19 protein-coding genes are annotated in these 25,644 nt (G+C 58.1%); 3 read left to right on the forward strand and 16 right to left on the reverse strand.

All coding sequences use genetic code 11. The annotated features are described in order from the left end of the window. Nucleotides 1-60 precede the first annotated feature (60 nt). The 13 genes from V8N38_RS14615 to V8N38_RS14675 all read right to left on the reverse strand — a co-directional run bounded on the left by V8N38_RS14615 (nt 61) and on the right by V8N38_RS14675 (nt 16,764). The gene (locus V8N38_RS14615) at nt 61-1,920 is read right to left on the reverse strand and encodes a carbohydrate binding domain-containing protein (protein WP_147840040.1); all 1,860 of its coding nucleotides are present in this window, start codon (nt 1,918-1,920) and stop codon (nt 61-63) included. 11 nt (nt 1,921-1,931) lie between these two features. Next, on the reverse strand, nt 1,932-2,675 hold the full coding sequence (locus V8N38_RS14620) for a glycosyltransferase family 2 protein (protein WP_060424048.1): 744 nt from the start codon (nt 2,673-2,675) through the stop codon (nt 1,932-1,934). Between the two features lie 7 nt (nt 2,676-2,682). Further along, a complete protein-coding gene (locus tag V8N38_RS14625) occupies nt 2,683-3,738 on the reverse strand; it encodes a glycosyltransferase family 4 protein (RefSeq protein WP_070914683.1) in 1,056 nt (351 codons plus the stop codon). A 1-nt stretch (nt 3,739) separates the two neighbouring features. Next, nucleotides 3,740-4,645 carry a glycosyltransferase family 2 protein gene (locus V8N38_RS14630; protein WP_038876980.1) on the reverse strand — a complete coding sequence of 302 codons (906 nt, stop codon included), beginning with the start codon at nt 4,643-4,645 and terminating at the stop codon, nt 3,740-3,742. Nucleotides 4,646-4,648: 3 nt separating this feature from the next. Continuing rightward, nucleotides 4,649-5,803, reverse strand: a complete 1,155-nt coding sequence (locus V8N38_RS14635; protein ID WP_147839848.1) for a hypothetical protein — start codon at nt 5,801-5,803, stop codon at nt 4,649-4,651. A 6-nt stretch (nt 5,804-5,809) separates the two neighbouring features. Then, entirely contained in the window at nt 5,810-6,658 is an 849-nt protein-coding gene (locus tag V8N38_RS14640; RefSeq protein ID WP_147839847.1) for an ATP-grasp fold amidoligase family protein, read from the reverse strand. Beyond that, a complete protein-coding gene (locus V8N38_RS14645; RefSeq protein WP_060439740.1) occupies nt 6,639-7,937 on the reverse strand; it encodes a flippase in 1,299 nt (432 codons plus the stop codon). Before V8N38_RS14645 ends, V8N38_RS14640 begins: the two co-directional genes overlap by 20 nt. A 4-nt stretch (nt 7,938-7,941) precedes the next feature. Beyond that, nucleotides 7,942-10,122 carry a polysaccharide biosynthesis tyrosine autokinase gene (locus tag V8N38_RS14650; RefSeq protein WP_147839846.1) on the reverse strand — a complete coding sequence of 727 codons (2,181 nt, stop codon included), beginning with the start codon at nt 10,120-10,122 and terminating at the stop codon, nt 7,942-7,944. Nucleotides 10,123-10,149: 27 nt separating this feature from the next. Beyond that, nucleotides 10,150-11,283, reverse strand: a complete 1,134-nt coding sequence (locus V8N38_RS14655) for a polysaccharide export protein (RefSeq protein WP_038876972.1) — start codon at nt 11,281-11,283, stop codon at nt 10,150-10,152. A gap of 45 nt (nt 11,284-11,328) precedes the next feature. Then, complete coding sequence (wecA, locus tag V8N38_RS14660; RefSeq protein WP_060424063.1) at nt 11,329-12,378, reverse strand: UDP-N-acetylglucosamine--undecaprenyl-phosphate N-acetylglucosaminephosphotransferase; 1,050 nt, start codon at nt 12,376-12,378, stop codon at nt 11,329-11,331. 174 nt (nt 12,379-12,552) lie between these two features. Further along, nucleotides 12,553-13,515, reverse strand: coding sequence for an NAD-dependent epimerase/dehydratase family protein (locus V8N38_RS14665; protein ID WP_060424066.1), 963 nt, complete (start codon nt 13,513-13,515; stop codon nt 12,553-12,555). 181 nt (nt 13,516-13,696) lie between these two features. After that, nucleotides 13,697-14,596: a transcriptional regulator gene (locus V8N38_RS14670; RefSeq protein ID WP_147839845.1), complete on the reverse strand. Its 900-nt coding sequence runs from the start codon at nt 14,594-14,596 to the stop codon at nt 13,697-13,699. A gap of 773 nt (nt 14,597-15,369) precedes the next feature. Continuing rightward, complete coding sequence (locus V8N38_RS14675) at nt 15,370-16,764, reverse strand: NarK family nitrate/nitrite MFS transporter (protein WP_060424071.1); 1,395 nt, start codon at nt 16,762-16,764, stop codon at nt 15,370-15,372. A 351-nt stretch (nt 16,765-17,115) separates the two neighbouring features. Between V8N38_RS14675 and narX the strand changes: the two genes are divergently transcribed. Together narX and narL are read left to right on the forward strand one after the other, a co-directional pair. After that, nucleotides 17,116-18,900 carry a nitrate/nitrite two-component system sensor histidine kinase NarX gene (gene narX / locus V8N38_RS14680; protein WP_047730492.1) on the forward strand — a complete coding sequence of 595 codons (1,785 nt, stop codon included), beginning with the start codon at nt 17,116-17,118 and terminating at the stop codon, nt 18,898-18,900. A gap of 10 nt (nt 18,901-18,910) precedes the next feature. Then, nucleotides 18,911-19,561: a two-component system response regulator NarL gene (narL, locus tag V8N38_RS14685; protein WP_004934684.1), complete on the forward strand. Its 651-nt coding sequence runs from the start codon at nt 18,911-18,913 to the stop codon at nt 19,559-19,561. Here narL and V8N38_RS14690 read toward each other — a convergent pair. After that, nucleotides 19,558-21,069, reverse strand: a complete 1,512-nt coding sequence (locus tag V8N38_RS14690; RefSeq protein ID WP_147839844.1) for a YchO/YchP family invasin — start codon at nt 21,067-21,069, stop codon at nt 19,558-19,560. The two genes, narL and V8N38_RS14690, sit on opposite strands and share 4 nt — an antisense overlap. Before the next feature lie 425 nt (nt 21,070-21,494). On the opposite strand from V8N38_RS14690, the gene V8N38_RS14695 reads away from it, so the two are divergent. Further along, a complete protein-coding gene (locus V8N38_RS14695) occupies nt 21,495-22,163 on the forward strand; it encodes a prepilin peptidase (RefSeq protein WP_060424076.1) in 669 nt (222 codons plus the stop codon). Here the strand turns inward: V8N38_RS14695 and V8N38_RS14700 are convergent. Both V8N38_RS14700 and V8N38_RS14705 read right to left on the reverse strand, forming a co-directional pair. Continuing rightward, entirely contained in the window at nt 22,160-23,770 is a 1,611-nt protein-coding gene (locus V8N38_RS14700; protein WP_141959507.1) for a hypothetical protein, read from the reverse strand. The genes V8N38_RS14695 and V8N38_RS14700 overlap by 4 nt on opposite strands. A gap of 230 nt (nt 23,771-24,000) precedes the next feature. Continuing rightward, nucleotides 24,001-25,575, reverse strand: coding sequence for an ABC transporter substrate-binding protein (locus V8N38_RS14705; protein WP_147839843.1), 1,575 nt, complete (start codon nt 25,573-25,575; stop codon nt 24,001-24,003). Between the last annotated feature and the right edge of the window lie 69 nt (nt 25,576-25,644).

Here is a 25,644-nt window from a genome sequence, read left to right on the forward strand (position 1 = left end):
GCGGGGTATTTGGGGGTAGGACGCGGGAGAGACCTCCCGCGTGACGTTAACTCGACGCATTCAGCGCTGGAGCCACAGCGTCGCGGTGCCCACGGCGGGCAACGCCAGCGCGATCTCCGCCCCCCCTTCCTGCTGCCGCCAGCCCGCCGGAAGGCGCAACCGGGTGCTTCCCTCTCGATAGTAAGGATTGGCTACCAGCAGCAAGGCGCGATCGCCCAGAATAAACATCCGCGCCGGCATTTGCGGATCGCTTCCCGCCAGCGGCGTCGATTTTCCCGTCAGCAGATAAGGGGTGAAAGCGGCGATTTGCTGCGACACGGCAGCCACACCGCGCCAGGTGGCGTCAAACTCCCGTTGGTCGAAGCGGCCGGTTTTGCGCTTGTAAAACAGATCGGTATAGGAATAAAACAACAGCCCCTTGGCGCCGCCGATCAACGCCTGCCAGGCCTGGTTGCGGATTTCCGCCTCTGACGGCGGATGTGGCTTACGGCGGGCGTCATAAGCGGCGTGATCCATGATTTGCATCACCACCCAGGCCCCACGCGCCTGGCGGGCGGCCTGCACCGTGAGTTCGGTATAACGCGTGGTGCGCGTCAGATCGCTATCGTTCCCCACCGGGTAAGGGTCGGTCGCCAAAATGTCGCTGTTGTTGAAGTGAGCGTCCAACTCCCCGGTTTTGTTCAACACCTGGAAGGTGGGATGATCGCCGTCAAGCTGCTTTATTTGCAGGTTTTTTTCCTCGATCTTATCGAGATATTCCGGCCCCAGCTCATCGTTGATGTACCAGGCGAGCAGGTTGGGCTGAGAGCGCAAGCGCTGCACGTACCAGGCCGTCAGCGCCGCGTAATCGCCACCGCGCGCGGGCGGCGCGAAGCGGCTGCCGCGGTACTGATCTTTGACGGAGTAAATCACCAGCAGCCCGCGCTGGCGTGCGTTGCGGAAAAAGGCGTAAGGATCTTTCTTCTCCCCATAATCATAATTCAGCACCGTGTTGAATCCCGCCGATGCGATGCGCGCCAAATGCTCATCGGTAGCCACATTGGCGTAAATACCCAACGGGAAAAGCCGTTGACCATCGCGTACGGTAAAGCCTTCGCTGTCGATCGCCACTTTGGCCGCAGGCTGCCCGACGCGAAAAGACAGCTCGCTGCCCTGTGCCGGCTGGGATTGCTGCCCGGTGACCTGCTGACGCAGGCGGTATTCCCCCTGGGCCAGGCCGGTCGGCAGTGGGTATTCGATCCGGCGCTGCCCTTCAACCTGATAACGGTCGCGGCTACTGTGAACAACCTGCCCCTCGGCATTGAGCAATTCGCTGTCGACTTGCAAACGCTGCGGCTGCGGAGTGACCAACAGCGTGTCGACCTTCCCCTGCGCCGACGCGCCGAGCTGATACAACGCCGGCGTAGACGCTCGAGCACACGCATAGGCGTCGTCAAACCAGGCGGTACCGGTGCTCCCCTTGCGCAGATAGACGCCAAAAGTGACTCGCGCCGCCTGCGGCGGCACGGTATAGCTGGCGCTCACCTGCCGCCAGCCGCTGTCGCCGGTCACCCCTGCCGGATAGCTGCCTTCCAGAAAGCGCCCCTGCGCATCGAAGCTCTGCAGATAAACCCCGGCGCCGCCGTCGCGGCTTTGCCCGCGTACGCCATGGGTCTTGAGCCAGACGCCGAAATCGATCGTCTGCCCGGGCGCAACCCGCAGCATCTGACTGAAGGTGCGGTACTGCGCGGCATCTGCATTGTCATAACGCAGACTGCCACGGCCGCTGTGCGCATCGCCGTCGGCCTGTGCGCCCTGCGCACGCCAGCCGCTAAGCCCCTGCTCAAAGCCGGGGTTGGCCAACAGATTGGGTTGGCAGCTTTGCGCCAGCGCCGAAGCGCTCCACCAGGCGCAACAGCCCAGAGCCGCCATCTGATACATCCCCTTCATGGTCATTTCCTTTTCACCACGGCGTTGAACAGATAAGTGGCGAACAGATAGCAGGATTTCTGGTAAGACAGCCCCAAATGCTGACGGTAAATCCGCCATTGCCAGTCCGCGGCGCGGATTTTGTTGCCCGACAGCGAATGGGTAGACAATCGGTAACAGGCCAGCGGTTCGGGAATGCAGTAGGCCAGGCCGTTACGCGCCTTCTGCAGCACCGCCAGCCACATCAAATAGTCCTCATGACCCACTTTTTGCTGATACACCTTACCGATGCGCTTCTGGTTGTAGATGCCGGTGAGATTGCCGATCCAGTTGCTTTTCAACATGTCCTGATAGCCAATAAGCTCATCCGCACCCCGGGTGTTTTTGATCAACTTCAGGTCGTCTTCGAAGGTGTAATAATGGGAGCACACCACGTCGTAGCGGCGGGTTTGCAAAATGCTCGCCTGGCGCGACAGCTTGTTGGGGAGCCATACGTCATCGCTGTCGCAGAAGGCGATATAGTCGCCCTTCGCCGCCTCAATGCCGATGTTGCGCGTTTCCGCCACGCCCTGGTTATGCTCATTGCGTATGTAGGTGAGGCGATCGTGGATAAACGGCCGCACCACCTCGGCAGTATCGTCGGTGGACGCATCATCGATCACATACAGGTGATAATCGGTAAATCGCTGATTCAGCACGCCTAGAATCGACTCTTTAATAGAGTGCGCCGCATTGTAGGCCGGCATTATCACGGATATCTTTTCCATTCTGTCCTCACTCGGTGAGCTGTTGCCACTCGGGATAAATACGTTCGGGAGAAAAACGACGGGACTTCTCTAACGCGGCGAGAGAAAAGTGCTCGCGCAAACCCGGATCGAGCATCAGTTTGATCACCCCTTCGCTGAAGGCGGCGGCGTCGTCATCGGGTACCAGATAGCCGTTGACGCCATCGTCTATCAACTCGGCCGGGCCGGTCTTGCAGTCGTAGGCCACCAGCGGCAGGCCGAAACTCATGGCTTCGATCAGCACCATCGGCAACCCTTCATAGCGAGAAGTCATCAGATACAGGCTGGCTTGGCGATAATAGGCCGCCACGTCGGCGGTGGCCGGCAGCAGGCTCACCTGCCGCTCCAACCCGGCGTCTTCAATCTGCCGCCGCAATGCGTCGCGCTCCGGACCGTCGCCAATAATCAGCAGCCGCCAATCCGGCGCCTGCGCCGCCACTCCTCGCCACAACGCGATCAGACGATCGAAGCCTTTCTGATTGCTCAATCGCCCCACCGCCAGCGCCACCTTTTTCTGCAGCGTCGGTGTCGGCGCCTGCGTGCCGAATGGTGAAACGTTCTCGATCACCCGGCATTTTCCGGCCCCCACCCAGCGAGCGATGGCGTCGCTATCTTGCCGCGTCAGGAAAATCACGCGGTCACACAGCCGGTAAACCAGCAACTTCAACCACTTAAATACGCGCGGGTACTGGTGAAAGCTGACGTGTTCACTCAACAGCAGCCGGCTGCGGGCACAGAACAAACGCAGAAAAGGCGTCATTACCACCGACAGCTTCCCCATGGAAACGGTAATGATCACGTCCGCGCGTTCACGCCGCAGGGCCATCGCCAGCCGCCATGGCCAGAACAGCGAATCGCCGCCGCCGCAGCGCAGCCGGACGTCGTTCGCCAGCGGAAAGAAGCTCCGCTCGCCAAACAGCGAAAACAGCGCCACCTCGTAACCCGGCAGACGCGCCAGCGCATTGGCCAAACCGCTGGCGACCCGTTCAGTTCCGCCCTTGCCCGCTATATTTTCGATAACGATGATTACCTTGCGTGGTTGCATATCATCTCCTGAATCCCTGGCGCACATTGCGCAGCAGCCGGCCGCCAACCGAGAACAACCCCAACCGCGCCAGACAATCGCCATACCATTTGATCATCTTGAACTTGCCGCTCAGGCTGCGCCGCACGATGCGCGACGAGTAATAATTGAACGCCTGGGCGTTCTCCGAATACAGCGAGGCCAGCAGGTGCTTGCAGGCGAATCCGCTGATATGGCGATCGCTGGGGCTGAGGAAGGTATTGATAAAGCGATCGCTGGCCTCCAGATTAAGCTTCGCCGTCATGCGCCCGTAGCGCCCTACGTCGAGAAACACCCCTCCGCCGGCGTCGTGCGCCACATGCGCGCCCAAATTGGTGGCATTGACCAAAAAACCCCAATCCTGATGCTTATTGAGGAACTCGGGAAATAAAAAGCGGCGATCGCTTTTTTTACGTATGCTGATGGTGGATGAACGAATATCGCCCATTTCCAGAAAAAGAAAATCTTCGCCGGAAGAACCGGATTTGTAGTGGAAGTTGAAGTCACGTACCGAATCGCCGCTCACCTCCGCATAGTTACCGAAGATAATATCAATATGGCGATCTTCATGTTTATTCATGCGGCGGATAATATAGTTGGTTGTGAAGTAATCATCGGAATCGAGAAAAAACACGATCTCCGATTGCGCCAACTTGATGCCTAAGTTACGCGATACCGCCGCATTGCTCTTCTTTTTTTTCTCGTGCAGCATCACATTGCTATTGGTTGCTGCTATCTGGCGAATATATTTAATATCATCCTCGTCAGAGCAATCATCAACCAAAATCACCTGATAGTCGAACCCCTGGCAAGCGTTGAAAACCCGCTTCAGAGTTTTAGGCAGATAGCGTGCACTATTGTAAATAGGGATCACGATCGAGAAATCCATTTCTTAACCCTCTAATTTAGAATTTATCATTTCTTTTCCACGGCAAAGCAACAATAACGACACGTTAAATACCGGGACCAAAAAATAGGTTTCCGTCAACGTTGTTAACAGGAAAACCACCACCACCCAGCGCATGAACCGACTCAGCTTGCGCATGTTACCCAACAGGTGAAAATAACAGAAAAGCATGACGACAGAGGCGAGGCCACCGGCCGAATAAAACATGGCAATGAAGAAGAAATCGACGGGTTTATAAGGTTCTATATTCATGCCGAACAGCGGGTTGGGTAGCCCCACCGCCTGAAACATCTGCCAGGAGAACCAGACTCGCCCGGTCAACGCCTGGTTCAAGAGGACATCCAATGCCGGATTGCTGCCCCAGAGCATAACGCTGGCGAATTGAAAGCCGACAATAACCAACGTCAGCACGATGCAGACTTTTCTATTGGGGGCGACACGCAGCAGCGGCGCCAGCCAAAACAGCAATAACATCAACAACGCCAGCATAAAACAGGTGCGAGAATAGGAATACATCAGCACCGGGAGAATTAACGCCGACACCGCCAACGACGCGATATTTTTCATTCCACGCGTTAGTTTCGCATGGTCGATCAGGCACAGCAGCGTGGCGAACAAGGCAAAAGAATAATACGCCAGGGTATTCGGGTTATCGAAACCCAGCGTTAATCTGTTGCCGTAACGTTCATCAATATAAACAAACCCATTGGTGTAAAAGCTATAGGGAATGACCATCAGCAACCCTGCCACCACAAAGGCGATGGCAAACATTTCAGCGCCACGTCCCATGTCTATGCGGCGAAATAAAATGATCACGGCCGTGCTGAATACCGCGCCAAACAGATAATCCCCATGCCCGGTGGCAATATTAACCAGAAACAACAGAGCCAAAAAACCCGCAACCGCTTTTTCCGCCAGCGTAGCGATAAAAAATGCATAACCGACATAGAGCAACATCAGGCCATTAAGCCCCATCACGGTTTTATTAATCAGCTCGCTGTTGAACGATCCCGAGGTCAGGAAGGTTTTCACGAAAAACATCAGCAGAAAGGTCAATACGATGGATTGATTGACTAAATCCCGCGACTGATTATAACCGGCGTTGGCATGCATTTGAAAATTGGAGGCGACTCTTTGCATAAGTGTTTACTCAGTAAAATAACTGCCCCATTCCTGCTCAATGTTTTTCGGCATCAGCTTGCTTAACCCCGCGCCAGGCGTAAACGTCAACTCACCGAAATACACCTTCTCGCCGACCTGGTAGAAATCCACGCGGACATAAGAGAACTGCTGCGCTGTCTGGCGAGCCAAACGCGTCATTTCGTCCAGCCGCGTAGGGCGCGGCATCGGTTCGTCGGCATTCGGCAAGCTGATACGGATTTCGGTGCGGTTCCAGTCGATATCGAAAATATCGCGCCGATGAGTGCCGAAACGCTGATAGTCCACCTGGATGAACATGCGAATTTCATGACTGTCGTTAAAACAATGAAACTTGATATCGTTCGGCACCTGCTCGCCATCCAGCAACAGGCGCTCCACCATGATGCAGGGTTCGATATCCAGATAATGCTTTTCGCGACTCTGCTCGTAAAAGTTGCTGCGCATCCACGCGTTGCTGAGATCGTACAACTCCGCGTAGCTCACCTGCTGCTTGTCGAACACCAACCGGTTATAACCGCTGCCGTGGTTGGCCTTCAGCACGAAGGCGTTGGGCAATTGCCTGAACATGTCGTAGCTGAGCTCAGTGCCATGCGCATACAGCTCCACCAGATACTCCTCGCCCCACAGACCGGCGATAAATTCACGTACCTTGAACTTGTCCGACAAGGTGGTGTAGATGCTGCGCGGATAAATTTTGCGACGCATGATCTTTTCGCTGAAGCCGGTCGGTTTTGACAGGTGCGGCAGCTTCTTGAAATAGAGCGCGTATTTAACCTGATGGTGCCAGGCATCGGGCAGGCGTTTGGAAATGTTTTTAACCAGGATGTTTAACATGTTCTCTCCTTAATTTGCTGACAAGACGCGGCAAGCAGTAAAAACAGGTCAGCTGCAGTCGGGTAATTTTTCCGCCACGGAATAAACTGTTCAGCACGAAGAACGAAATGAATTCCGCCAGCAGCGTAGACACCGCCGCACCGATCAGGCCGTAGCGCGGGATCAGCAGCAGATTCATCACCACGTTCGCCACGGCCACCAACGGCATCTTGATGGCGATAAAGCGATAGCCGGCGAACAGCACGATGCTGCGGTAAGAAACCGTCCCCATGACCGAGAACAGCGAGGTCAGCGTACAAATGGCCAGGATGCTGGCGGCCGGTTGGAAAGCGGCACCGTACAGCAGCGCAATGGCCGGGTGAGCGAACCACCACAGGCCCAGCAACACCGGCAACGACAGGCCCAAGACCACCAGATAAAGCACCCGGATACGGTATTCCTGCTCCAACGGATCGCGACAGCTGGCAATGCCCGGCATCAACGAGGTGATCAGCGCCATCGGCACGAACACCCAGCCTTGGCTGAGGGTGGTGGCGGCACTGAACCAGCCTACCGCCTGCTCGCCGACCAGATTGCCCAGCATGATTTGATCGATGCGGGTATAGATCACTATCGACAGGCTGGAGATGGCCAGCGGCAGGCCCACCTTGAGCAAATAACGGCCATAGCGCCCGGCCTGGCGCGGCGTAACCCGCGGCGTGGCCGCAGCTTCGCCACGGAATAACCAGAGGCGCGCCAGGTAAGGGACGGCGCTGCTGAGGATGTAGGGCACCGCGAACCACACCAGCGGCAGCGCGGCGCTCACCAGCGCCAGCCGCAGCCCGATCGACAGCAGCAGCGCCAGGTTGTTGATCAGCGTATTGCGTTTCGACTGCAGGCGGGCATCGTAATAAATCTTGTACACGTCCTGAATCGAGAAATAGGCGCTGACAAGCAGCAACAGCGTCATCAGTTGGCTGGCGGGCGATTGGCTGAAATAGCTCCATGTCAGTATCGGCAGCGTCACCGCCAGGAACAGCCAACGGCGCAGGCGTATTGACGCCAGCATCAGGCGAATGCCGCTCGGTTGTCGGCGGGCGACGCGGTTGAAAATGATGCTGTCGGCGCCCAACTGCACCAGTGGCACCACGATGGCAATCGTCGCCAACAGATAGTTGAGCGCGCCAAACTGCGCGGGCCCCAGATAGCGCGCAACGTAAATGGAGACGAAGATGCCGGACAGGCTGAGCGAAACGCGTTCGAGCATCAGCCACAGGGCATTGGTGATAATGGCCTTCACCCGCTTATTCCCCTGCCCGCGGGCTATCTTCCCGATGGCTTGGGTAGGCGAAGTTATAGTAGCTCATGTCGGTTGCCGCCTTCTTCACCATGCCGTTGAGGATCACGCCCTTGATCCCCACCCCATTCTGTTCGAAACGGCGCATGCTGGTTTCGATCTGCTTGACGGTGTTGACTTCAAAACGCACCACCAGCAGCGAGGTGCCGGCGTGATTGCCGACGATCGCCGCATCCGTCACCGCCAGAATCGGCGGCGTATCGATCAGCACCAGATCGTAGTTTTGCCCGGCCCAGCGCAGAAAATCGGCGAAACGGCGGTGCATCAGCAGTTCGGACGGGTTCGGCGGCACCTGGCCGCGCGGCACGAAGTCCAGATTGGCGATGGCGGTTTTCCGCACCGCCTGTTCCGCCATCACGTTGCCCACCAGCAGGTCGGACAGGCCCTGATGCCCGTCATCCGCCAGCCAGCGGTGCAGGAAGCCTTTGCGCATATCGGCGTCGATCAACAGCACCCGCTGCCCGGCCTGCGCCACCACCACCGCCAGGTTGGTGCTGGTAAAGCTCTTGCCGCTTTCCGGGCTGGCACCGGAGACCATCAGAATGTTGTTCTTGGCCTCCATCATGGCGAAATGCAGGCTGGTGCGCAGGCTGCGGATCGCTTCCACCGACAGATCCGTCGGTTCGGCCACCGCCAGGATCGGCAAGCGCCGGCCGCCGGATTTAGGCAGCAAATGACGCTGTTCGCGGTTGCGCTTCACCTGCCACGGCGACAGCGGCACGGTGGCGTAGACGTTGATGCCTCGTCTCTCCAGGGTATCGATGTCATTGATTCCGCGATGGAAAGCCGCGCGCAACAGCACGACCGAGGCGGCGCCCGCCGCGCCCAGCAGCAGCGCCAACAGCACGATCAACGCCTTTTGCGGCTTGATCGGCCGGATAGCGGTTTCCGCCTCGTCGATGATGCGAACGTTGCCCACCGTGCCGGCCTTGCTGATGCTCAGCTCCTGCTGCTTGTTCATCAGTTGCATGTAAACCTGCTGATCCACCTGCACGTCGCGGGTGAGGCGCAGGATCTCCTGCTGCATTTTCGGCAGCGTCTGCACCTGTTTACCCAGCCGAGCCTTTTCCGCCTCCAGCGTGGCGCGCTTTTCCAGCAGCGCCCGGTAAGCCGGGTGTACACGGGTATAGAGCTTGGAGATCTCCGCTTCCTTGAAGGTCAGCTCGTTGAGCTGGGCCTCGAGCTGCACCTGAGTATCCAGCACCGATTTGGCTTCCAGCGACAGATCCACCGAGTCGTTTTGCTGGCGGAATTGATTGAGCTGAGTTTCGGCGTTGTTCAATGAGGTTTGCGTTTGCGGCAGCTGCTCTTGCAGGAACGCCAGCATACGCTGCGTCTCTTCCGTTTTGCGATCCACGTTCTGCTGCAGATAGTTGTCGGTGATGTTCTTCAGCATCGCCTCGGCATTCTGCGGATCTTCGCTCGGCAGCGTAAAGGTCATGATGCCGCTGTCCTTGCCACCCGGCACCACGTCCAGGTATTTACGCAGATCGTCCACCGCTTTTTGACGCGCGACTTTGACCACGGTAAAGCTGGCGCCCGGCGCCGCGTCCAGCGCCGAGACGGTCATGTTCCAACCGCCCTGCGCCACCGGCTGCCCGACCACACCGCTGAACAGTTTGTCGCCGTCATGGCTCAATTCGTAATGCTGTCCGTCGCGCACCGTCAGCGTCAGCGTTTCGTCCAGCATGTCCTCCGGCGTCGTCAGCGTGGCAATGTCCAGGACCGGCGGCTTTTCGCCGCTCAGCCGGGCAAAGCCTTTGCCGAACACCGGGAAATAGTCCGGGCTGACGCGCACCGTCAGGCCGAGGGCGTCCACCGTTTTGCCCAGCACGTAGCGTGACTTGACCAGCGTCACCTCATCCTCCGTCGCCGAACTTTGCCCCATCGAGCTGTCCAGCGTTTCACGCAACAGCGAATCGCCGGACAGCTGCTTCTCCACCTGCACCACCGCCGTGGCCTGGTATACCGGGGTGGCCAGCAGGGCGTAGGCAACACCCAGCACGCCGGCCAAACCGGTCACGGCGGCGATCCGCCAACGGTTATCCCACAGCGGCCCGATCAGCCGCTCCCACTCCAGCTTTTCATCTTGTTCGGCCACCATCACGGACAGCGCATTGTTTTTCATCTTCTGTTCCTTATTCACCCTGCGGAGTTACCAGTTGCGCACGCGCAAGGTAGCCTCGCTGAGATCGTTAAAGCTGCTGATGGTCGGCACCAGCTGGCTGATCAAACGGTTCCAGCGCGCGACCGGCGCCGCAGTGACGTACACGACGTCGTAAGGTTGCAGCTGAAATTCAGCGCCCATCGCCAGCGCGCTGGCGTCGGAGAGATCGAACTGATACAGCGTCGCCAGCCGCTGCGGCGTTTTACCGCCGCTCGGCCGGATCACAAACACCCCGGTCGCATCCGCCACCGTCTGGCTGATCCCTTCGGAAGATCCGAGGGCTTCGGTCAGGGTCATGCCGCTGCGATCCATCTTCAGCGTCGCTTGCTTACCCACCTCGCCCATCACGAACACTTTCAGTTCGTCATTGCGCGGGATGTAGAGGATGTCGCCCGGCTGCAGCAGCGCGTTCTGGCTGATGTCGCCGCGCTGCATCAGCGCCTGCAGCGAGATAGCCCGCTCCTTGCCCTGATGGGTCAGCACCACGTTGCGCCAGTCGGCGTTGTCCGTCAGGCCGCCGGCGGCGTTGATCGCGTCCAGGATGGTCAACGGCACGTTGGTGATCGCCTGTTGGCCGGAGGTTTTCACTTCGCCGGTCACGTAAGCCTTCTGCGAGCGGAAAGCGGCGATGCTGACGTCCACCTGCGGGCTTTCCACATACTGCGCCAGACGGCCGGCAATCAGGCTGCGCACTTCGGTGACGGTCTTGCCCACCACCGCCACGCGCCCGATATAGGGATAAAAGATCGTGCCATCCGCATGCACCCAGTTGCCGGTGTCGCTGGCGCTGCGGTACTGCCCGGCCGGCGTGGTCAACTCGGGGTGATCCCAAACCGTGACGTTCAACACGTCGCCGACGCCGATGCGGTATTGATAACTCTGCAACCGCTGATCCAGCGCCGGGTTCGGCCGGGCGACCGGTTCTACGCGCCGCATTTTCTGCAGCAGCATCGGCGACATGCGATAGACCTGTACCTGGTTATTCAAATCGAAATCGTCGTCCTGCTGCACGACGATGGCTTTTCCACTGGTCGGTAAATGCGAGCCGGGGACCACCGTACAACCGCTCAACAGCGCGGAGGTGCAGACCAACGGCATCAAAAGGGCCAAATGAAGATTCATGGAGGTACCGTGATAGACGGGCTGCTGCCGCAGCCCGTGAGAGGATTATCGGCCAACGCTGGGGTTGTCGCGGAGTACCGTTGCCTGGCGCGGTTCACGCAGCATGGCGAAATAACCGCAGAAACAGAGCAGAAACGCCACCAGCATCAGGCTTTCCTGCAGCTTCAACACTTCGCTGCAAATGCCGACGCAGGCCAGCGTCACCGCCAGCATGGTGCTCATTGCCAGCGCCTGGCGTGCATTGAGCCCGCGGCGCATCAAAATATGGTGTAAGTGATCGCGGCCCGCTTTGAAGGGGCTTTGGCGGCGCAACAGGCGGCGCACCATCACGGTCACCATGTCCATCAGGGGAATGGCGATCAACCACAGCGCGGTGACCGGGCGCATCACCGACTGCGGCCCCTGCGTCGCCAGCAACACCAGCCACAGCACGCTGAAGCCGATCACCATGCTGCCGGCGTCTCCCATAAAGATCTTGTTGCGCGCACCGAACAGGCTCAGGTTAAACAGCAGATAAGCCGCCAGCGCGACGATCAGACCCAGACACCACAGCGCCAGGTCTTCCCGGCCGCCCAATCCGAACAGGATGGCCAACGCCACGAAGGTGACGCAGGACAAGGCGCCCAGCTGCCCATCGATGCCATCGACCATGTTGTAGGCGTTGATCGCCCCCCAGACCGCCAGCGGCGTAAGCAGCAGCGCGCCATAACCGAGCATCACTTCCTGATGGCCCCAGACATAGCCCAGCGAGGAAAGCTGCATCCCTGCCGCCAGCATCATCGCCAGCGCGATCCCTCCCTGCACCATGACGCGCGGCGCCACGGGCAGATCAAAGCGGTCATCCAGTACGCCCAACACCACCAGCGCCGTGACACACAACAGATAGACGGCGCTGTCGGGCAGCCAGGCGGGTTGCCACAGCGTCATCAGCGTCAGCGTCAGGTACACGGCGATGCCGCCGACCAGCGGAATATGCCCCAGATGTTGCTTGCGCGCATTGGGCTTATCCACCAACCCCACCACCAAAGCGGCCCGGCGGGCAATAAGCACCCAGGCGACCGCCAGCACAAATATCACGCTCAGTTGATATAACATCGTTCCTCCAGCGAATAAGCACGCTACCGCCCTTGAGTTACAGCTCCCAATGCGCTATTAACAAAAACAAAATTGATCCTGCCAGGATATAAGTCAGCATGAATTAATCCTGAAAAATGCAGATTTATCCGCTTGTCGGCGGAAATAGGTAAATAACGCCAGCGTGCGGTTAAGTTATCTCTCAGAAAACTCATGCTTAATGGTTCTTTCGATTGCCGAATCAAGTTCTACCGGCGCCACGAAATTATTCCGCACACTACTTTTAAATTGCGTTCTGGCGCAGAATTTCTGCACTCTTACGCGGCTGATTGGGAATTTTTTGCGACTTATTTTACTGACAACATCCAAGGCGGTTGCGCCGCATATGCCTACGGCATAGGGAATGCGAATCGTCTTATTTTCTCTGCCCAGCGAAGAGGAAATAACGTCGACCAACTGATTCATCGTAAAGTCCGGTTTATCGACGTAGTTGCTGACCTGATACGTTGACTGTTGATCCAGCGCATGTTCCAGCCGCGCGGCAATATTTTCAACGTAGGCCATCGACTTCATATTATTACCGCTGCCAATCATCACGAATCGGCCGCTGGCGATCTGGCGGAACAGGTTATACACGTTGCCGCGGTTGCCTTCCCCGAAAACCACCGTCGGGCGGATGATGGTCAATTTGTTTGCGCTATCCGCCTTGCGCCAGGCTTCATAAACATATTCCGCTTCGAGCTTGGATTTGCCGTAATGGTTGAAGGGCTCGAAACGCCCCCCTTCATCGGTTTCCTGTTCAACGAACCCGTAAACGGCAACCGAGGAGGTGAAAATGATTTGGCGAATATTCAATGCGGAGGCGGTCATGCAGACATGGCGTGCGCCTTCGACATTGACCTGATAATAGAGCGAAATAGGATCGACATTGTCCTGATGTTCCGCCGCCAGATTAATGATGGCATCACAGCCCGCCAGCGGTTCTTGCAAGGTCTGGGGCTGCGTCACATCGCCATACTGATAGAGCGCCGGAAAATGTGCGCTGGGTTGCTTGTCAACGATGACCAACGTCAGGTCGTCGCGCTCACTGAGACGTTTCGCCAGGCGTGTTCCGATAAAACCGGAACCCCCGATAATAGCTACTTTACGCTTATCCATAATTTGTCACTCAGCAGGTTTCTCATTATTCCTGTCACCGCAATGGAAACAGGGCGCTAATATGCGTTAGGTAATGAGTTCCAGACTGGACAAATCGAACCTGGCTTTCAAATAACAAATAATGAAATAAAAGATTTCATCAAATGTAAAATTATCGCTAAAGATAAAACCTCATTCAGCGTTAATTTTTAACATCGTAAGCAACTTGATATTGCAAGGTTTTATTCGGCAATATGAGATTAATCCGACCTTTACCCGGCGTAGAAGAAGTCTCATATTTTACCGGCAATTTAAGCTGCCCTTGCTTAGGGTCGACGCATTCGATGGTCGCCTGATCCATGCTCTCGCCCTGGTACAGGCAGAACAGGGTTTGCGGGCTGTTGGTATGGGGATTATTCAGCGTCAGCGTCAACACAACGCGCGTGTTGTTCTGAATATCATTGATCACCGGCGGGCGAGTTTGGTTACCGAGCACATATGAAAAATGTGAAATAACCAGCAACGAAGCGAATACCGTCAGGTATTTCACTACGCGGCTGGCAGGCATGCTGAAAAAGCGACGCACTGCCGCCGGCTTCTTTTCCTGCACCGGTGCTTTGGCTGATTCCATCGTTGCGACAGGCGCAGCAACAAGGGGCGATTTACGCGGCTTATCTATTTTCTCTTCGTTGATTTCAGGCGATTCACTTTCATTTTCGGAAAGTTCCGCTTGAATATCAGCGCCAATATCATTGCCGTCATTTAATATATCGTCGTCAGCGTAGCCCTCATCTTCGGATATAAAGTGAAAAACGGCTTGATTTTCCACCTTGTAACCCAAACGAGGAATGGTTCTGATAAGCGTATGTTCCGCGTCGCTAATTTTCTGACGAATAGATTTAATTGTTTGATTTATCGTTGAATCTGAACAATACGTTCCTTTCCAGATATTTTCTATAATTTCCGTTCGGGTAACCAGTTCTGGTGATCTGGCGACAAGCAGCGAAAGAATTTGATACTCCTTCCAACGCAGACGGAATTTCTCCCCGGCAGGAGTCAGAACATCGAGATTCCTAATCTTTATTCTTTTATCAAGATTCACTTTTAATTTCCTTAGCGTGCCTGTCCTGCACACTTTGTATAGAAATATCAAAAAATGTTCAAGAAATTAAATGTAAACTCAACAGGTTGCATCCATTGGATATTGGCTTTTATAAAAATTTTCTGATTTCATTTTTTACATTAGGCCTGATTAAGGATGTTATGTTTATCCAAACGACTCTTTTTCCCTGTTGGCAACATGGATTTCTTTCATGATTACCGTAAAATTCAAACTAGCACCTCATTGATTTTAAAAGAAAAAGCCAGCAGTGTTGTTTGATTGTTAATCGAATAAAATTGTGAAATTTCATTCCGCCACGTGAATTCATCCTGTTTTTCCACCTAATCTGATTGCCAGATAGACTACAAAAAGCCGGAAAAAACAGAATGAGAGTTGTCTGATTTAACCCCAGGGTTCATTCCAGTGGATGGGCGCAGCATCTAAGACAAAACCCTATAGATGATCTTATAACAATCGCACTAATTATGCCTCACCCTCCCGGAAATTTCATTTAACCTGCGGGAAAGGCATTAATGATTTAATGCAGGAATACTCTCAATAAAAAGAAAAAACCGTGCAAATAATATAATCCGTTTACGCGAAAGCATTCTGACATTGAGAGATAGTGCTATAAAAAAAGAAAAAAACGGTAATCGGGGATGAGAATTTTACCTAAAGACAGAAAATTTCACTGAGGAGGAGAGAAGAGATGACTCGGAATGAACGAAATATCCCTCCCCTGTCGGGAAGGGATAGAGAAAGCCTTTTGATACTCAGGCCTTTTTCTTGCGGCCATACACCGCCCAGGTGATCACCACGCACAGGATATAAAACACCAGGAACACTTTCATCGCCCCCGCCGGCGAACCGGTCATCGCCAGCGAAGTGCCGAACGCCTGGGGAATGAAGAAACCGCCGGCCGCGCCAATCGCCGAGATAAAGCCCAATGCGGCGGCAGAATCCGTCACCGCTTCACGCTGCGCGCTTTCATCGCTGCCGCCGGCCGCTTTGACGCGATCGACAGTGATTTTACGGAAAATGACGGCAATCATTTGGAAAGTCGAGCCGCTGCCCAGCCCCGCGGTGAGGAACAGCACCATAAAGATGCCGTAGAAGGCGATGAACGAACCGCCCTCCCCCGCACTCGGCAAGGTCAGGAACAACAGCGCGGCGAAAACGGCCATAACCACAAAGTTGATCAACGTCACCCGCACGCCGCCGAAGCGGTCAGACAGCGCACCGCCAACCGGTCGCGCCAGCGCCCCAAGGAACGGCCCGAAGAACGCGTAATGCAGGATCACCACGTCCGGGAACTGCGTCTTCGACAGCATGGCGAAGCCGGCGGAGAAACCAATGAAAGATCCGAAGGTCGCGAGGTACAGCAAACTCAGCATCCACAAATGCCCGCGCTTGAGCACCGGCAGTTGCTGACGTAACGATGCCTTGGCCGCCGCCAGATCGTTCATGCCGAACCAGGCCGCCAGCGTGGCCACCAGCAGGAACGGCACCCAGATCCAGGCGGCGTTTTCCAGCCACAGCTGGCCTCCCTCGGCCTGATTTTGCGCCGTGCCGCCAAACAGGCCGAACAGGCTGAAAGAGATCGCCAGCGGCGCGACCAACTGCATAACGCTGACGCCCAGATTTCCCAACCCGCCGTTAAGCCCCAACGCACCGCCCTGACGCGCTTTCGGGAAGAAGAAGCTGATGTTGGCCATGCTGGAGGCAAAGTTGGCGCCGGCGAAGCCGCACAGCAGGGAAATGATGACGAACACGCTGTACGGCGTGCTGCTGTCCTGTACCGCGAATCCCAACCACAGGCACGGCACCAGCAGGAAACAGGTGCTGATGGCGGTCCAGCGGCGGCCGCCAAACAGCGGGATCACGAATGAATACGGCACGCGTAAAATGGCGCCCGAAACCGACGGCAGCGCCGTCAGGAGGAACAGCTGGTCGGTGGTGAAATTGAAGCCCACCTTGTTCAGGTTGACCGCGACGGCGCTGAACAGCATCCAGACGCAGAAGGCCAGCAGCAGACAGGGAATGGAAATCCACAGGTTGCGGGTGGCGATACGATGGCCACGCTGCTGCCAAAAGGCGCTGTCTTCAGGACGCCAGTCCTGAATCAGCGCACCGGTTTTCTTTGATGAAGGCGTTGCAAGTTGCGACATAAAAACCTCAGACACGGGGGATCATTCCGCACACCCTAGGGGGCAGCCCCGGCGGCAAAGTTGATGTATATCAACCCGAATGCAAGTAGTTGGCGCCGCAAATAGCGCCCTCATCCCCTTAGGGGTACGCCACAATTAAAAATTAAATCAATTAAAATCAATGCATTGAAAATAAAACCTGCATCGCTTTCATCGTCCTGCCCCCCCGCCGGAAACTAATGGGTACTTCATTCGAGGTATGGGGTTATGCTCAGGGATAATCAAAAATACGGCTGAATCGTTACTTGTTTACCCCCGTCGCCGCCTTCGCCCCTGAGCCTCAGCGGCGCCAAACGCCAGGAATCCGCGCTTATGAAACGCCTGTTGGCCCCGCTTTCGATCGTGAATCAGGTCGCCCTGCTGATGTTGCTGTCGGGCATTCTGGGCGTGGCCGGCATGGGGATTTCCGCCTGGATGTCGCAGAGCATTCAGGGCAATGCGCACGCCATCAACAAGGCCGGATCGCTGCGTATGCAAAGCTACCGGCTGCTGGCGCAGGTGCCGCTCGATGAGCGGCATGAAACGTTGATCCGCGAACTGGAGCGCGACGAAAACAGCCCCGACCTGCAGCGTTCGGTGGAACAGGAAGGGCTGACGCAACCTTTCGACGCCCTGCGCGACTATTGGCAGCAGACCCTGCAACCTCGCCTGCGCAGCGCGCAGCGCCCGGCCGATGCCGCGCCGCAGGTGGCGCACTTCGTGCAGCTGCTGGATAAGCTGGTCTCGGATATCGACAGGCAAACCGAGCGCCGCCTGCTGATGGTGACGCTGGTGCAGGCCGGCTTCATCGCACTGACCCTGCTGCTGCTGATCGGCACCACCTGCTACCTGCGCCGCCGGTTGCTGCATCCGTGGCGACAGCTGGTGGAGATGGCGTTGGCGGTGGGCCGCGGCGACTTTAGCCGCCGCTTCGCGCAGCGCGGCCACCAGGATGAAATGGCGTCGCTCGGCGGCGCGTTGAACACCATGTCCGACGAGCTGTCGGCCACCTACAGCGGGCTGGAGCAGCGCGTGGCCGAAAAGACCGCCGACCTGCAGCAGAAAAATCAGGTGCTGAGCTTCCTCTATCGCGCCAGCCGCCTGCTGCACGCCAGCGAACCGCTGTGCAGCCGCCTGACGCCGCTGCTCAATCAACTGCAAACCCTGACGCCGCTGCGCGCCATTCAGGTACGGCTGTATGAAAACGACAGCCGGGAGCCGCTGCTGCAGCTGAGCGGCAACCAGCCGCTGCGGCCGGAGCATTGCCATAATCCGGTGTGCAGCGCCTGCCTGAACGACAGCGACCGCCAGCATCCCGACAACCCGTCGCTGAGCTGGAGCCTGAGCGACAAGCTCGGCGACTACGGCGTGATCGTGGCGCAGCATGCGCCGCAACAGCCGCTGAACGATGAGCACCGCCAGTTGATCAACACCCTGGTGGAGCAGTTGACCAGCGTGCTGGCCATCGAGCGTCAGGTCGACCACCAGCAGCAGCTGATGCTGATGGAAGAACGGGCGGCGATCGCCCGCGAGCTGCACGACTCTATCGCCCAATCGCTCTCCTGCCTGAAAATGCAGATCGCCTGCCTGCAGATGCAGGGCGAAACGCTCTCGTCCGCCAGTCAGGCGCTGGTGCAGCAGATGCGCGAAGAGCTAAACGGCGCCTATCGCCAGCTGCGCGAGCTGCTGACCACCTTCCGCCTGCAGCTGACCGAGCCGGGCCTGCTGGCGGCGTTGCAATCGACGGTCGCGGAGTTCAATCCCAAACTGGGCCTGACCATCCATCTCGATTACCAACTGGGGCCGCGCACGGTGCCCGCCTACCAGGCCATTCACCTGCTGCAGATCGCCCGCGAGGCGCTCAGCAATATCCTTAAGCATGCCGCCGCCAGCCAGGTGAGCATTCAGGTCATCAATAAACGGGGCGAAGTGACCCTGAGCGTATGCGACAACGGACGCGGCCTGCCGGCCGAGACGTCTCGCCCCGACCATTACGGCTTGATCATCATGCGCGATCGCGCCAAGAGCCTGCACGGCCGCTGCGACATTTTACCGCGCAGCGGCGGCGGCACCGAGGTGCGAGTCAGCTTCACGCCGGATAACCACGCCATCGACTAACGGAGACACCATGACGACAGAAACCGCCGCCACAATCTTACTGATCGACGACCACCCGATGCTGCGCAACGGCGTAAAACAGCTGATTGGCATGGACGCTCGCCTGCAGGTCATCGCCGAAGCCAGCAACGGTGAGCAAGGGGTCGCGCTGGCGGAACAGCACGATCCGGATCTGATCCTGCTCGATCTGAACATGCCCGGCATCAACGGGCTGGAAACGCTGGATCGCCTGCGCCAAACCGACCTGTCAGGGCGCGTCGTGGTGTTCAGCGTGTCCAACCATGAAGACGACGTCGTCAGCGCGCTCAAGCGCGGCGCCGACGGTTACTTGTTGAAAGACATGGAGCCGGAGGATCTGCTGAAGGCGTTGCATCAGGCCGCGGCCGGGCAGATGGTGCTCAGCGAGACGCTGACGCCGATCCTCGCCGCCAGCCTGCGGGAAAACCGCCCCAGCGCCGATCGCGATATTCAGCAATTGACGCCGCGCGAGCGAGATATCCTGAAGCTGATCGCTCAGGGGCTGCCGAACAAGCTGATCGCCCGCCGCCTGACCATCACCGAAAGCACCGTCAAGGTACACGTCAAACACCTGCTGAAGAAGATGAAGCTAAAATCCCGCGTCGAGGCGGCTGTGTGGGTGCTGCAGGGTAAAAACGGTTAATCGCCGCCGTACAGCGGCCCGGTTTGCGCCGGAATGGGCGGCGGCGTCAGGGTTTTGATCGGCGGCAGGCCCGCGTCTTCCCCAGAGGTCGCGGTCAGCGGCGGCGCCACTTTCAGCGCTATCCAGTTCGAGGTCACGCGCTGCTGTTTATCGTCCTCCAGCGTGACCGCCAGCCGGTAGCTGTTGACGGCGTCCGGCGCGTCGTCCCACGGCGGCACGATCGCCGTCCAGCCCTGCGGATCGTTGGCGTTGTGCGGCGGCGTCAGGCTCAGTGCCTGCGTATCCCCCTGCCAACTGACATGAGAAATCCCGTTCAACGCCTTGATTTCCAGCACCAGCGGCACGGTTTCTCCCGCCTGCAGGCTCCACGGCGGCGTGGCCAGGAACACCTGCAGCGTCTTGCGCTGGCGGAACTCCAGCACCGGCACGTTCTTGTGTTCGATAGGATCGTAACGGCTGCCGCGCAGCGACTTGGCCTGCGCCACATACTCCGGCGAAATCTGCTTCACCAGCGGCACCCCGAGCCGATAGCTCAACGCCAATTCAACCTGCTCCTGGCTCTGCCCGCCCGCGCCAATCTTGTGCAACGCCTTCATCGTCACCAGCGGTACCGGGGTGTAATTGAGCCCCAGCTGCATGGCGCGCGGATCGCTTTGCTTTTTGCCGCTGCCGAACAGATCGACATTGTCGCCCAGGTACTGCTCATAGCTGAGCGAACCGCCGATCTGGCGGTAAAACGGCAGGTAGCCTTGCGTCGTGATGTCGTAACCGCGTGCCGGGCGGCTGAAAAACACCCCATCGCCGGGCTGCTGCGACAGCGCCGACAGCGGGTAGTAATAGTTGGTGGAGAAACGCAGGTAGTCTCCCCAGGCTTCCGCACCGACGCTGCCACGATTGCGCTGCCGGGCGAAATCGCTGTCTAGCGCCGTATTGTAGCCCAGCAGCCAGTCGCCGACGATCCAGCGCTGCCCCAGCGCAAAATTGCCCAGCGCCCCAGCGCTTTGCTGCAGCCAGCCGATCTGGCTGTAGGTCAGCAATCCGTCGACGTCGTACAGCGGGCTGAATAACTGCCCGTTGCTGCCGGTAAAGTCCCCCTCCCCGGTCATTTTCAACGATAGCCGCGCGGTGCCCAGTGGCGACAACAGTTCCTGCGCCTGTTGCTGCAGCGTGTCGGCCGCCTGGCCCAGCAAATAATCCTCGGCGCGGCTGCGCATCTGCTGACGTGAAACGTTGTTCAGATCTTTCTCGCCGAGCTGTTTGGCCATCTCGGCCCACTGTTTTTCACGCGCGGCGTCGTCGGGCGCACCGCCCAGATCCGGCAAGTTCTCGGCCGGATCCGCGGCTTGCTGTTCGGAAGAAATAACGGCGTCCGGCGCCGGTGGGGATTCGGCGCACACGGGCACCATGCCGGCCAGCCACATCAGCGGCCCAGCCAGCCAGGCCGCCTGGCGACGGTGCCAAAATCGTTTTTGGGTCTTGATAAATCCTGTCTGAATCACGTCTGTCATGACACCGCTGGCTTCTCTCCCTCCTGGATCGCGCCAACCCACTGCTTGGCTATCGCCTTTCCCGCGACAGATCTGAAAAACCTTACGTCCCGGTCTGGCGGGGACGCCTCTCCCTTAAAGCCTAACGGCTTGGCGAACAGAAACAATAGGATAAACCCCAATCGGCCAGAGTGACGCCGTCACATCACACCATTGACTTGCCCCCCTCCGAGCGCAGGTGAATTCACACTCTTTTAGCGCCGATTTTGCCGATAAAACGTGCAGTAACGCTGCGAGCCGACACGTAGCGGCTTGTTTTGCCATGCAATACGTAAGGCCGTGCTGCGCGCAACCGCGCATATCCCGCAGGCCGCCGCATTTCACCCCGGTGAAATACGCATTTTGCCGTTATTTTAAACATCTTTTTCACGACTGACGGAACCCTGATGTTTCTTTCCTCACTGTGGCACGTGCTGTTTTTCACCGCGCTGCTGTCGGCCGGCCTGCTCGCCTTCTCACTTATCACCCGGCTGGAGCGAACGGTAGCCGTACGCGCCAACCTACCGAGATTGCGCCGCCGCAGCCTGCTGTTGACGGCCCTGGGATTGGCGTTGGCGACGCTGCCTTTCGACCTTTCGGCAGCGCACCGGCTGTGGTTGCCACCGGCTGCGGCGCTGCTGATCGCCCTGGCCTGGCTCGACGGGCGCCACCGATGGCTGCCGGACCGGCTAACCCAGCCGCTGCTGTGGGGCGGGCTGCTGTGCAACCTTGACGCCCGCTGGGCACCGCTGGATGATGCGGTTATCGGTGCGGCAGCCGGCTACGGGGCGCTGTGGCTGCTCAACGCGCTTTATCGGCAGGTGCGGCGGCGTAACGGCATCGGCCAGGGCGATTTCAAACTGTTGGCGGCGCTGGGCGCCTGGCTCGGTTGGACGACGTTGCCGCTGTTGGTCTGCCTGGCGGCGGCGTTCGGGTTAGGCCTGGCGGCGGCGCGCGGCCGGCACCCGCGCCGCGGCTGGCGAACGCCGCAACCTTTCGGTATCGCCCTGGCGGCGGCCGGCTGGCTGCAGCTCTTGATGGGCGCCGACCAAAGCGCGCTGACGTTGTTCGGTTAGGTCTTCAGCGCCTCGATCAGCCGATTGAGTAATCCGGCCACTTCTGCCGTGCTGGCCGTTGTCGGATTGGCCAGTGGCTGGACCGCCGTGAGCCTCGTCGTGGATAACATCTCGTCGCTACGGATTTCCAACGCATCGGAGGGGGGCGCGCTCAACGAAACGCCGTCCGGCCGCCAGTAACTGCCGCGCGTAGTCTGCACCTGATAACTGCCAAAGCCGAAATCCTTCTCGACGCGATAATATATTTCGCAGCTCAACGGCCCGGTGCGCCGCAACATAAAGGCGCTTTTCGCGCTATAGCTGCCTCTATTGACGACAAAGGCGGTCGCCTGCGAAGACAGGTCGAACGTGATATATAAATCGCACGCCAGCACCTTGGTGTTGACGCCCTGCTGAAGCGTAATGTGCGTTGTGGGTTGCCTATCCGGCGCGGTCAGGGTGCCTAACAAAGTCCACGATGGCTGTTTCGAGATATTGCGCGGCAAATGATTGCTGGTGGAGGAAGGGGCAATAGCCCGCTCACCCAGACTGTACATCGCTTCGACCCCGCTTAAAAACGACGTGACGTCGACGGTGCTTTTGCCGGCCACCGGGACGCCGCCGTTATAGACGTTACTGAAGGTTACCTCGGTATTGTTGTTGCAGGCGGCGATCGCCACCGGGAAAGGCGTTTTCGAACCGCTGTAAAGATTCAACTGACCGATATCCCAACGGGATTCGTTGATGAACCGGCACAGCACGCCCCCGCTCTCCACGTTCTGCGCGTCCTGGATATTGATATTGCCTATCGTGCCCTGGGCAAAGTTGGTGGACAGCACGCTGACACTGGCGGCGCGCTGCGTATTGCGGTTCTCGCAGCCCAATGAATTGATCGTGCCGTTAAAATCTTTGAAATAGTAGATATCGCCGATGCAGTCATCCGCGGCCAACGAGCCGACCGTAGAGTAAAACCCTGAAATTCTGAACGCGGTGCCTTTGGCGCGAGCGGCGTAGAGCCCGTCGATAAAATTGGTGGTGCCGGACTTGTTCATCCACAGCACCCCATCGCCCGGGCGATTGGCGTTAGCTTCCATCTGCACGTTCACCAGCCAGTTAATGAACATGTCGCCCGACACAAACAGCGAATAACCGCCAACCTTGGTGTAGATGTCACGGATATCAAACTTCGTCATATTGAGATCGCTGAACCATACGCCGTGGGTATCGTCTGCGCCGGTATCATCCCGCAACGTCAAGCCGTGCAGCGTCAGATTGGCGAAGCCTTTCACCACGATCACCGCTTTCTTGGTTTCGCCTTGTTCATTGGTATAGCTGCTGTCTGCGGTCTTGACGATTTTGGTCGCCCGCCCCAATCCGACCACCCGCAAACCGATGCCGCCGTAGATGTCCGTTGTCGTCTGAATGAGTACGTGCCCGGCGACCGTATACACCCGTTTGCCCAGGGATAACGTACCGCCGGCTTGCAGCGCCGCCGCCGCCGCTTTGTTGATCGCCGGCCCCCAGTTGCTTCCGTCGCTGTCCTGATAAAACTGTTCCGGCGTCACAACCTCGCCGGTGGCGAGCAAGGTTGCTGCGCGCTCCACTGAAGCGTTTCCGTTATTGTCCATAATCTCTCCTGACGTGATGTGTCCGCATCATTGCGAACGACCGCGCTGAAAGGCGTAAATAACGCCGCCTTTCTGCGCCAATCTATCACCGCCACATGAGCTCGTTATGAAATTTCATTTTATTTCACCTTGATACAACCTCTCGCGCTTCGCGGTTGCAACAGCAGGCGATTTCACACGCTGTCGGCCTTTGGCGCGCCAGAAGCCCGGCCAGGCGCGCGGCGCGGTCGCTACTTACTCACCCGGTCCAGATACAGCATGCTGTTGGCGATATCCACCCGGGCATCTTCAACGTTGTCCCGCAATGCCACCAGAGTTTGCCCCTGCAGAGCCACCACATAAGGTGAACTGACCTGCAGTTCACGTTGCAACGTGACGTAACGTGCGCTGCGCGCGGCGCTGTTGCCCTCCGCGGCCGCGGCACGCGTTTCCGCGCTGATGGCGGGAATGCCCCACTGGGTGCGCCAGGCCAGGGTTTTCGGCCCACCGGGCACGTTGTAGGCAAAGGCGCTGGCGTTGGTGTTTGGATCCAGATAGTCGGCGCCCCAGTAGGTGAAGATTGCCTGAAAATCGCGGCCGCGCATCTTGCCCCACAGATCGCTCTCCACCACCGGCTGGATATCCAGCCGCAGCCCGGCCTGCGCAAAGCTGGCCTGCAACGCCTGCGCGATGTCGGTATACGGCGGCTGGTTGATGACGATCAGACTGATGCGCGTCCCTTCGGCGATGCCGGCCTCGCGCAGGATCTGTCTGGCTTTGTCCACGTCGAGCCTAAACGGCCGATCGTCGAGCGCCCCGTCCAATCCCTGCGGCAAGAAGGCCTGATGCACCCGATATTGCCCTTTCAACAGCTGCTCGGCGATGCTCTGATAATCCACCAGCCAGCGCGCCGCCTGCCACAGTGCCGGATAGCCCAGCGCCGGGTTGTCTTTGCTACCGGTGTTGAAACCGAGGTAATAGACCCGGGGCGCATCGGCCTGCTCGATGCGTACGCCTGGCACATTGCGCAGCGAGTCAAACTGATCGGCCCCCAGATCGTAGGCCACGTCGGCATCCCCTTTCAGCAGCAACAAACGGCGGGTGCCGGCGTCGCTGACGTTCTTGAACAACACCGTTTTCAGTCTGGCCGGCGACGGCGCATAGTCGTTGCGGCCGAACAGCAGCGCCTCGTGCGGCACATAGTTGTTTACCCGATATGGACCGCCGCCGGCGGAATGGCTGCGCAACCAGGCATTGCCGTAGTCACCCTGCTGCGCGTGCTCGTTCAGCAGCTTCTCATCTACGATCGAGGCCACGTTCGCCGTCAGCAGCCGCAACGCCAGCTCGCTGCCGATGTTGGCGGGCCAACGAAGCTGCACCTGGTTATCTCCCACCTTTTTCAGCTGCTGCTCAACGTTATCCGGCGTCCAGCCAAACTCGCCGAGAATAAACGACGGCGCCTTGTTCAGCTTCACCGCGCGGACCAGCGAGAAAATGACGTCTTCAGGCCGCAGCGGATTGCCGGAAGCGAAGCGTTGCTGCGGTTTCAGGGTAAAGGTCAGGCTGCGGCCATCGGTGCCCGCTTGCCAACTGCCTGCGGCGTCCGGCGCCAGCTTTTGCGGCGCGGCGCGATCCGGCGCCACCAGGCGCTGATAAAGGTTGACCAGATTGGCCGAGCTGACGGTTTCAAAACTCTCCGCCGGATCGAGGCTGATAATGCCCTCCAGCGAACTGACCACCACCAAGGTATCCTGCGGGGTGGCGGCCTGCGCACCGAAATCGGCCGCCAGCGCGCCATACAATAAAGTTGGGATTAACCGTTTCATCGATACACTCTCCACAATCACGCGGTTGCGCTGTTTGTCGAGTGTAGGGGGTAAGAATTAACGGAAGAA

This window comes from Serratia nevei (assembly GCF_037948395.1).
GTDB lineage: Bacteria > Pseudomonadota > Gammaproteobacteria > Enterobacterales > Enterobacteriaceae > Serratia > Serratia nevei.